This window comes from Billgrantia hypersalina (assembly GCF_052584175.1).
In genome coordinates, this window is the sequence record NZ_JBMIQI010000018.1 from 700895 (window position 1) to 710644 (window position 9750).

At 67.6% G+C, this 9750-nt stretch carries 10 protein-coding genes; 3 read left to right on the plus strand and 7 right to left on the minus strand.

The annotated features are described in order from the left end of the window. The first annotated feature begins 32 nt into the window (after window positions 1-32). On the plus strand, window positions 33-806 hold the full coding sequence (locus tag ACOJCM_RS17770) for a glycerophosphodiester phosphodiesterase family protein (protein WP_445213389.1): 774 nt from the start codon (window positions 33-35) through the stop codon (window positions 804-806). A gap of 130 nt (window positions 807-936) precedes the next feature. Next, entirely contained in the window at window positions 937-2280 is a 1344-nt protein-coding gene (gene nadE / locus ACOJCM_RS17775) for an ammonia-dependent NAD(+) synthetase (protein ID WP_445213390.1), read from the plus strand. 61 nt (window positions 2281-2341) lie between these two features. Here the strand turns inward: nadE and ACOJCM_RS17780 are convergent, their stop codons facing one another. Continuing rightward, on the minus strand, window positions 2342-3793 hold the full coding sequence (locus ACOJCM_RS17780; RefSeq protein ID WP_445213391.1) for a cobyric acid synthase: 1452 nt from the start codon (window positions 3791-3793) through the stop codon (window positions 2342-2344). 147 nt (window positions 3794-3940) lie between these two features. On the opposite strand from ACOJCM_RS17780, the gene ACOJCM_RS17785 reads away from it, so the two are divergent. Continuing rightward, window positions 3941-4159 carry a hypothetical protein gene (locus ACOJCM_RS17785; protein WP_445213392.1) on the plus strand — a complete coding sequence of 73 codons (219 nt, stop codon included), beginning with the start codon at window positions 3941-3943 and terminating at the stop codon, window positions 4157-4159. An 18-nt stretch (window positions 4160-4177) separates the two neighbouring features. Here ACOJCM_RS17785 and cobO read toward each other — a convergent pair whose 3' ends face one another. The 6 genes from cobO to ACOJCM_RS17815 form a co-directional block, all read right to left on the minus strand. Beyond that, the gene (gene cobO / locus ACOJCM_RS17790) at window positions 4178-4789 is read right to left on the minus strand and encodes a cob(I)yrinic acid a,c-diamide adenosyltransferase (protein ID WP_445213393.1); all 612 of its coding nucleotides are present in this window, start codon (window positions 4787-4789) and stop codon (window positions 4178-4180) included. A gap of 23 nt (window positions 4790-4812) precedes the next feature. After that, window positions 4813-5673: an MBL fold metallo-hydrolase gene (locus ACOJCM_RS17795; protein ID WP_445213394.1), complete on the minus strand. Its 861-nt coding sequence runs from the start codon at window positions 5671-5673 to the stop codon at window positions 4813-4815. Between the two features lie 121 nt (window positions 5674-5794). After that, on the minus strand, window positions 5795-7105 hold the full coding sequence (locus ACOJCM_RS17800) for a cobyrinate a,c-diamide synthase (RefSeq protein WP_445213395.1): 1311 nt from the start codon (window positions 7103-7105) through the stop codon (window positions 5795-5797). A gap of 1 nt (window position 7106) precedes the next feature. After that, the gene (locus ACOJCM_RS17805) at window positions 7107-7874 is read right to left on the minus strand and encodes an ABC transporter ATP-binding protein (protein ID WP_445213396.1); all 768 of its coding nucleotides are present in this window, start codon (window positions 7872-7874) and stop codon (window positions 7107-7109) included. Then, complete coding sequence (locus ACOJCM_RS17810; protein WP_445213397.1) at window positions 7874-8857, minus strand: FecCD family ABC transporter permease; 984 nt, start codon at window positions 8855-8857, stop codon at window positions 7874-7876. The genes ACOJCM_RS17805 and ACOJCM_RS17810 overlap by 1 nt, the downstream gene beginning before the upstream one ends. Window positions 8858-8861: 4 nt before the next feature. Next, window positions 8862-9725, minus strand: coding sequence for a cobalamin-binding protein (locus ACOJCM_RS17815; RefSeq protein WP_445213505.1), 864 nt, complete (start codon window positions 9723-9725; stop codon window positions 8862-8864). Window positions 9726-9750 lie beyond the last annotated feature (25 nt).

Genomic DNA, 9750 nt, shown 5'->3' on the forward strand with positions numbered 1-9750 from the left:
TAGCCTGCCGAGATCCCCAACGGAGCCCTTCCATGCCATCGCACCCCGACGTTGTCCTACCCCGATTGATTGCCCATCGCGGGCTGTCCGCCCATGCCCCCGAAAACACCCTCGCCGCGGTGCGCGCCGCGCACGATGCCGGCTATCAGTGGGTGGAACTGGACGTGCAACTGCTCAGGGACGGCACGCCGGTCATCTGGCACGATGCCACCCTGAAGCGCTGCTCCGACGGCCAGGGCAGGCTCGCCGCGCAGGATCTCGCCACGGTGCGCAAGCTCGATGTCGGCGGCTGGTTCGGCGATGGCTTTCGCGGCGAACGCATGGCGACCCTGAGCGACATGCTGGACCTGCTGGTGGAATTGAACATGGGCGTCAACATGGAGCTCAAGGTGGCCGACCGGCGCAGCGGCACCGAGCTGGCCGAGGTCGCCATTCCCCGGCTGCTCGAGGCGCTACCGCCGGAGCGGTTGATCGTCTCCTCCTTCGACCAGCCCGCCTTGCATCGCGCCCGTTCGCTGGCCGACGCTACTCAATTGCCCATCGGCGTGCTGACCGAGAGCGTGCCCGAACGCTGGCGTTCGCGCTGCGAGTCGCTCGATGCCTATAGCATCCATACCGACTGGACGCGACTCACCTCCCGCCGTGCCCGCGAGATCAAGGCCGCAGGGTATCGCCTGCTGTGCTATACGGCCAACGACCCGGCCGCCTTCGCCAATCGTTGGGCCTGGGGCGTCGACTGCGCCATCAGCGACGACCCGCCTCTGTTCGACAATATCGCCCCGCCCCCCGCTGCCACTCGGGACTGAGCCGCAGCAGGGGAAGCGGCCGATGAACTCGTCACGGCGGCGCAACGCCGACTAGACTGAAGCGGGTAACACGACAGGATTCACTGCCGATGGCGTTTGACGAGTCGGCTACCAGGAGGAGACGCAAGCAATGGAACTGCTCGACAGGGTCACAAACTATCTGATCGACAACGAACTCAAACTCGCCACCGCCGAGTCGTGCACCGCCGGACTGATCGTTTCCGAATTGGCCCGGGTTCCCGGTAGCGGACAAAGTATCGACTGCGGGCTCGCGGTCTATTCGCCCCAGTCGAAGAATCGCTACCTCGGCGTCAGCTTCGACACCATCGAAGCGTACGGCCTCACCAGCGAAGCCGTCGCTTGCGAAATGGCCAGCGGGGCACTGAACAACAACGATGCGCACGTGGCGCTGGCCAACACCGGCATTGCCGGCCCCAGTCCCGGCGATGACGAGACCCCCATCGGCACCGTCTGCTTCGCCTGGGCATTTCGCCACCACGGCCACCATTACCACTTCAGCGAGACCCGTCGCTTCGACGGCGAGCGCAACGAAGTGCGCCTGGCCGCCGCCCACTATGCCCTGGAGCGGCTGCCCCATTACCACCGGCTGTGCACCGATGCTGATTCGGCAGGGGCCGAGACGGAGCGGCCATCTCGCCGGGCAGAACAACGCTCCATCGGCGTGCAGCTGCAGGCAAAGGCGGATATCGACGCCCGGTATGAGTCCGAACGGCGTCGTGATTTCCTGTGCCAGGTCATGCGCGATAGCGGGCAGAAGACGCTGGTATTGGGGATCAGCGGCGGGGTCGACTCCACCGTGGCGGGCCGTATAGCGCAGCTCGCCGTGGAGCGGCTGCGGGAACAGGGGGAGCAGGCCAGGTTCGTCGCCATGCGACTCCCCTACGGCGTGCAGCAGGATGCCGACGATGCCGACAGGGCATTGGCCTTCATCCAGCCTGACGAAACGCTCGATGTGAATATCCAGGGCGGCAGCGATGCCCTGCTGGAAGCGCTGGAGAGCGCCGGGCTGTCATTCCAGGACGCCGCGCAGCGGGACTTCGTGCTGGGTAACATCAAGGCCCGCCAGCGCATGGTGGCCCAATACGCCGTGGCCGGGACTCGCGGCGGGCTGGTCATCGGCACCGACCAGGCCGCCGAGGCGTTGATGGGCTTCTTCACCAAGTACGGCGACGGTGCCTGCGACGTCGCCCCCCTCACCGGCTTGACCAAGGGGCAGGTACGCCTGGTCGGCCAGCACCTCGGCGCCCCCGATGCGCTGGTCAACAAGGCGCCCACCGCCGACCTGGAATCGCTCGCACCGCAGAAGCTCGACGAGGAGGCGCTGGGGGTGACCTACGAGGAGATCGACGCGTTCCTGGAGAACCGGGAGGTGTCCGAGCGCGCCTTCGACACCATCGTGGGCACCTACCGGCGTACTGCGCACAAGCGACAGCTGCCCATCGCACCGGATTGAACCGGCCGCTCTTCCATAGACAACGGGCCGACACTTGCGGTGTCGGCCCGCCTGGGATCGCTCAGACAGCAAGCAACCGATCGATGACAGCCATGTCCAGATGCGCCTCCAGCGTATCGGCAAGCCGGTCGAGTTCGTACTGACGATGCGACATGTAATCCACCGCTTCCCCGCCTGCCTTCAGCCCGCAGCGAGCCAGCAGCGCCTCGCACGCCTCGGGTCGTTCAAACAGGCCATGAAGATAGGTGCCCATGACCTGGCCGTCGTCATCGACGGCGCCATCGGGGCCACCCTCCAAAAGGCAGAGCGGCCGCTCCAACGCTCGCCCCGTGCTGACGCCGTTATGGATCTCATAGCCTGTGATCGACACCTCTTCGGGAAGCAAGCGCCCACTCACGTTGCGCAGCTGCTTGCCCGCGACCATGCGCGTCTCGAATTCGAGCAGCCCCAGGCCGGGAGTCGAACCCGCCGGCCCCTCGAGCCCATCCGGGTCGTGCACCGCGCGACCCAGCATCTGGAAACCGCCGCAAATGCCCAGCACACGGCCGCCGTAGCGCAGATGTCGCCGGATGGCGGTTTCCCAGCCCTGGGCACGCAGCCACGCGAGGTCGCTGCAGGTGCTCTTGCTGCCGGGCAGGATGATGAGATCGGTGGCAGGTATCGCCTGCCCCGGCCCGACGAAGCTGAGTTCGACCCGCGGATGCAGGCGCAGTGGATCGAAGTCGTTGTGGTTGCTGATGCGGGGCAGCCGCGGCACCGCCACCTTGAGCGTTTCCCCTTGCCCCACACGGCCGCCTCGTCCGATGCTGTCCTCGGCGTCGAGCAGGAAGCCCTGCAGATAGGGCAGCGTGCCCAATACCGGTTTGCCGGTACGCTGGGCCAACCACTCGAGCCCCGGCTCGAGCAGGGCGATGTCGCCCCGAAAGCGGTTCACGATGAAGCCACGGGTGCGTGAGCGCTCGCTATCGCTCAGCAGTTCCAGGGTGCCCACCAGCTGGGCGAAAACGCCGCCGCGGTCGATGTCGCCGACCAGGACGACGGGGCAGTCGATCATCTCGGCGAAGCCCATGTTGGCGATGTCGTTGTGGCGCAGGTTGATCTCCGCCGGGCTGCCGGCACCCTCGGCAATGATCACGTCGAAGCGAGACGACAGCGCCTGCCATGCCGCCAGCACGCTCTCTCGCGCGGTGCGCTTGTAGGCGTGGTAGCCAAGTGCATCCATATGACCGTGCACCCGACCGCGCAGGATCACCTGGGCGCCGCGGTCGCTCTCCGGCTTGAGCAGCACCGGATTCATGTCGCTATGGGGCTCGACGCCCGCCGCCAGCGCTTGCAGCGCCGTGGAACGGCCGATCTCGCCGCCATCCACCGTGACCGCGCTGTTGAGCGCCATGTTCTGCGGCTTGAACGGCGCCACCGACACCCCGCGCCGCGCCAGCACCCGGCACAATCCCGCCACCACCGTACTCTTGCCTGCATCCGAGGTGGTGCCCTGAATCATCAGTGTCGTCATGTCAGATGCCTGTCTATCCTTCATCAACGCGGGCCCGTACCAGGGGCTCGCCGTGCGTCATGCGGCTCCACGGCTCATGCAGTCCGAAGTGGAACCTGGACCCAACCGGGGCGGATACCTGCCCCTGCATGCCGACAGGGACGGTCAATGAAACATCACACCAGGGTAAGCATCTTGCTGGGTCTGGTCGCGCTGCTGCTGGCATCCTGCACCACGCGCGGCGTTTACGAGGGCATCAAGCAGAGTCATCTCAACGAGTGCAACCAGTTGCCCGGGGGGGAGCGGCAGGAATGTCTCGAGCACCTGCCTCCCGATTACGAGACATATCGAAGGCAGCACGAGGAGATAACCCGCGATCCGCCATGACGCTACATGCTCCGGACATCAAAGTTCGATGCCCTTCTGGGCCTTGATGCCCTGCTCCTTGAAGGCGTGCTTGACGACCTTCATTTCGGTGACGGTATCGGCCAGTTCGATCAGCGGCTCGGGTGCGTAGCGGCCGGTCACCACGGCATGCTGCATGGCCGGCCGCGCTTGGAGATCGTCTAGCACCCGGTCGAGGTCGAGGTATTCGTAGCGCAAGGCGATGTTGAGTTCGTCGAGCAACACCAGATCGTAGCTGGCATCGGCAAGCATGCCGCGGGCCACCTCCCAGGCGGCCTCGGCCGCCTGGATATCGCGTTCGCGATCCTGGGTGTCCCAGGTGAAGCCCTCCCCCATCACGTGGTACGCCACCCCCGGCTGACGGCGGAAGAAGGCCTCCTCGCCGGTCTCCCGCCGGCCCTTGATGAACTGCACCACGCCGACCGTCATGCCGTGGCCCAGGGCACGGGCGAGCATGCCGAACCCGGAGCTGCTCTTGCCCTTGCCGGGGCCGGTAAGCACCAGCAGCAGCCCCTGCTCCTTCTGGGCGCCGGCAATGCGCTCCTGCATGATCTTCTGCTTGGCGGCCATACGCTGGGCATGGCGTTGGGGGTCCTTGGCATTCTCTCGCATCGGCATGCTCTCCTCGGTTCAGTTCATGGGCCCGTGTCGGGCCCCTGGTCGACGCTCCTGCCGTAGGCCGGTCGCGCCACGCGATCGAAATCGGCGGCCAGGGCGTTGAGGTCGCGGCGCATCGCCTCCCCCTTCATGGGAATGCCGTGACCGGTCATGGCGGTCTCGGGTTCGAGTTCGGCCAGGCGCCTCACGGATTCCCGCGCGGTATCCCAATCGGGGGTGAAGTAACGCGGCGGGCCGCTGAGTTCCTGGCGCTGGGTCAGCACCTGGTAGAGTTCATCCTGACGCACGGTGACAAAAGCATCGCCGACGATCAGGGCCCGGTCCGCATCGCGGAAGAAGGACACATGGCCCGGGCTATGCCCGGGCGTCGGCACCCAGCGCCAGCCCGGCATGGCGGGCACGCTGCGGTCCTCGGGCAGCATTTCGATACGCGGGTTCAGATCGATCGGCCGGGTGGGAAAGAAGCGCGACAGGCTCGCCACCATGCCGCCTTCCACTTGACTGTCGGGTTCGGGATAGTGCGCCTCACCGGTCAGGTAGGGTATCTCGAGGGGATGCGCGTAGACGGGCACGTCCCAGTGCTCGGCCAGTTCCACCGCCGAGCCGACATGATCGAAGTGGCCATGGGTGAGCAGGATCGCCCTGGGGCGCGCGCCCTGGCCGAAGCGACGCACAGCCGCTTCGAGAATGGTGTTCTTCTCGTGCGGTAGACCGGCATCGACGAGCACCCAGTCCTCGTTGCTCCCGGGATCGCCGACGAAATAGACGTTGACGATCTTGACGGTCAGCCCCATGACGTCCGGAAGGATGTCGTAGAGCGTGCCGCTCTTGGTGGACGTCATCGGTACGTGTACGTGGCTCATGGTATCGCGGGTCATGGCAACCTCCCTGGCGTTGGCTTCCATTCAGGCAGGCCACCGCATGGCACGATGCCACAGGCATACCGCCTGCCTGTCAGGCAGTCTAGACGTCTCGGTGCCAGGCTTGGGTATCCGCATGTCAAAGGGGCTCGCCCCGGAAGAGTCCCGCCACCAGCGGCGGCGCCGAGGGAAAGTAGCCGTGGAAGTAGCCGGCCGTCAGGGCGCCCTGACGATAGACAGGCTCGGCCGGGCTGCCGGCCAGTCGCCGGGCACGGGCGATGGGCTCGAGGGGCGTCTCCAGTAGCGAATGATGGTAGGTGTGGCCGCGCAGCTCCCCTTTCGGCGTGGTCAGACTCTGCAGGCCGAGAGCGCTGAGCTTGCCGGCCATGCGTGCGGTACCGGGCAACAGCCCCAGCATCGCATGCGCGCGGCCGTCACCGTCCACCAGCCCCTCCATGCACGCCATCAGCCCGCCGCACTCGGCGAGGATAGCCTTGCCGGCATCGTGATGCGTACGAATCGCGTCCAGCAGTGGCGCATTGGCGGCGAACCTCGCCGCATGCAGTTCCGGGTAGCCACCGGGGAGCCACAAGGCATCGCACCCGGGCAGCTCGCTGTCGGCCAGCGGCGAGAAGAAGGCAAGCTTTGCTCCCATGGCCTCGAGCAGGTCAAGATTGGCGCGGTAAAGGAAGGCGAAGGCGGCATCGCGCGCCACGCCGATGCGCACGCCCTCGAGCAGGCGCGGCGGCGGCTCGGGGGCCTGGGCTTCCAGCGTTATCCGCGCCGGCAGCCGGTCGAGGCCCGCTTCCTCGAGCACTGAGGCGGCGGCATCGAGCTGGGCGTCGAGTCCCTCAAGCTCTCCCGCCTGGACCAGACCCAGGTGACGGTCGGGAACGCTCAACGCTTCATGACGCGGCACGGCGCCCAGCAATGCGATGCCGGGCGGCAAGCTGTCGCGCAGCATGTCGCCATGGCGCGCGCTGCCCACGCGGTTGGCGATCACTTCATGAATGGCAAGTTGGGGGTGATAGCGTGACAGCCCCAGCGCCACGGCACCGAAGGTCTGGGCCATGCCACGGGCGTCGATCACCGGCAGCGCGGGCAACCCGGCGAGTATCGCCAGGTCGGCGCTGGAGGGGTCGCCGTCGAACAAGCCCATGGATCCCTCGACCAGGATCAGGTCGGCGTCCCGGGCCGCCTCGGCCAGGCGCCAGCGGCACTCGTCTTCACCGGTCATCCAGGGGTGGAGCTGATAAACCGGCTGGCCTGAGGCGACCTCCTGCACCATGGGATCGAGGTAGTCGGGGCCATGCTTGAACACCCGTACGCGGCGCCCGGCGTTGCGGTGCAGCCTCGCCAGCGCTGCGGTGACCATGGACTTGCCCTGGCCGGAGCCGGGAGCGGAGATCAGGGCGGCATGAGCCTCGCCGCGAATCGTCGAAGTCGTCATATCACCTCACGGGAACGAAAACGGGGGCACCGTCGATCTCGGCGGTCGCCAGGCGCTGGCCGTAGAGCCGCTCGAGCGCGTGGGGGACCAGCATCCTGCCGGCCGGGCCCCAGCACGCTTCGCCATCGGGGTAGAGCAGCAGCAGGTGGTCGCACCAGCGTGCCGCCAGGTTGAGGTCGTGCAGGCACATCATCACCGCCCTGCCCCGAGCGGCCTGCTCGGTCAGCAGTGCCATCACGGCGGTCTGATGGTGCAGGTCGAGATGGTTGGTCGGCTCGTCGGCAAGCCAGATGCCCGGTGCCTGGGTCAGCACCGTGGCGATCGCCAGGCGCTGCCGCTCGCCCCCCGAAAGCGTGCTGACCAGGCGCTCGGCCAAGTGAACGACATCGAGTCGCTCCAATGCCGCCTCGGCCTGGCGCAAGTCCTCCGCTCCCTCCATCTGCCACGGCGAGAGCCAGGGATGGCGGCCGATCAGTGCCGTCTCGCGCACCGTGGCGGGGAAGCCGTCGTGACGCTCCTGGAACACCAGCCCCAGGGTGCGTGCCACCTGCCGTCGCCCCAGCGCCGCCAAAGGGCGGTCGTCGACGAGCACCTGGCCGCTGCGCGGCGCGCGCAACCCGGCCAGGGTATGCAGCAGCGTGGTCTTGCCGGCGCCGTTGGGACCCAGCACCCCCCAGACCTGCCCCGGCTCGACGCTGAGCGTCAGCGGCCGACCCTCGCGCCGGCCCGGCACGTCGATCACCAGCTCGCGGGTCTCGAGTCGGTTCATCAGCGGCTCCGATAGAGCAGGTAAAGGAAGGTCGGCACGCCAAGCAGCGCGGTGATCACGCCCACCGGCAGCTGCTCCGGGGCGATCAGGGTGCGCGCCAGGGTATCCGCCAGGACCAGTAGCGTGCCGCCAGCCAGGGCACAGGCGGGCAGAATCAGGCGCTGGTCGTTGCCCAGCACCAGGCGCAGCATGTGCGGCACCACCAGGCCGACGAAGCCGATGCTGCCCGCGGTGGTCACGGCTGAAGCCGTCAGCACGCTGGCGGCCAGGTAGATCGTCCACTCCAGCGGGCGTACGTTGACGCCCAGCGCCGCCGCCTGCAGCGGGCCACGGGCCATCACGTTGAGGCTGCGTCCGAGCGGCGCCAGCAACAAGCAGGTCAGCAGCAAGAGTGCCAGCGGCGGCCACGGCGAGCGCGAGTAGGAGAGATCCCCCATCAGCCAGTAGAGCATGCCGGGCAGGCGCTCGGCGGGGCTGATCGCCAGCATCAGGGTGATCACCGCGCCCCAGCCGGCCGCGACCACGACACCGGTGAGCAGCAACCGCGACGGTGTCCAGCTGCCGGTACCATGGGCCAGGCCGAACACCAGCAGCGTCGAGAGGAAGGCCCCGGCAAAAGCCGAGCCGGTTATCACCGCCCCGCCCAGTCCGGCAAGCATCGCGGCCAGTGCCCCCACCGAGGCGCCGCCGGAGAGTCCCAGCACATAGGGGTCGGCCAGGGGGTTGCGCAGCAAGACCTGCATCAGGGCGCCGGCCACGGCGAGCAGGCCGCCCACGGCAAAGGCGGAAAGCGAGCGCGGTATGCGCAGCTCGAGGATCAAGGTGCGCGCCAGCGGGCTGCCCTCGCCCAGCAGAACCGCCCCGACATCGCCAAGCGTCAGCGCGGCACTGCCCAGCGTGACCGACAGCACCAGCGCCGCCAGCCCCAGCAGGGCCAGCACACCCAGCGGCAGCCACAGCGAGCGGCGGCGAGGGAGTGTCATTGCCTCAACGCTTGTCGCGGACATGGTCGAGCTTCTCGCAGAACAGGCGGCTCCCCTCCAGCAGCCTAGGCGTGGGCCGCTGGATCAGCGATGGCGGCACGAAGTAGAGGTTGTCGCGTTCGACTGCGGTCAGGTTCGGGTACTGCTCCCAGTGGGTCAGCCAGTCGCGGTTCTCCTCCCCCATGCCGCCGGCCAGAATCGCCTCGGGGTCGGCGGCGAGCACCGATTCATCGTCGATGCGCGGCACCAGTCGCGCCAGTTCGCCGAAGACGTTGTCACCGCCGCACAGGGTCAGCACCTTGCCGATCAGGTGCTCGTCGTTGACGGTCATCAGCGGTTCGTCCCACACCTGGTAGAACACCGAGACCGGCTCGGCCTCGGCGTAGCGCTCGGCCAGCGCCGCCATGCCGTGGCGAAACTCGGCTGCGGCCCGGTCACCCTTTTCCCGGGTGTCGGCAAGCCGCGCCAGCCGCTCGATGGTACGGGAGACACCCTCGAAATCCCGCGGCTCGATGTAGAACACCGGCAGGCCCAGCGCCTCGAGGGTCTCGAGCTGCTCGGGCGGGTTACCGGTGACCCAGCCGATCACCAGGTCGGGGCGCAGGGAGACGAGGGTTTCCAGGTCCATGCGGGTGTGACTGCCCACCGATGGCACTTCCTTTGCCTCGGGCGGGTAGTCGCTGTAGGCCACCACCGCGACAACCTTCTCTCCCGCTCCAGCGGCGTAGACCAGCTCCGTCGCGCCCGGCGAGAGCGCGGCGATGCGGCTGGCCGGTGCATCGAGGCAGACCTCGCGGTCGCGGTCGTCGATGGCGCAGATCTCGGCCCGTGCCGATGGCGCCTGCGTCAGCAAGAACAGGACGAACATGCCGAGCAGGATACTTGCGATCGTC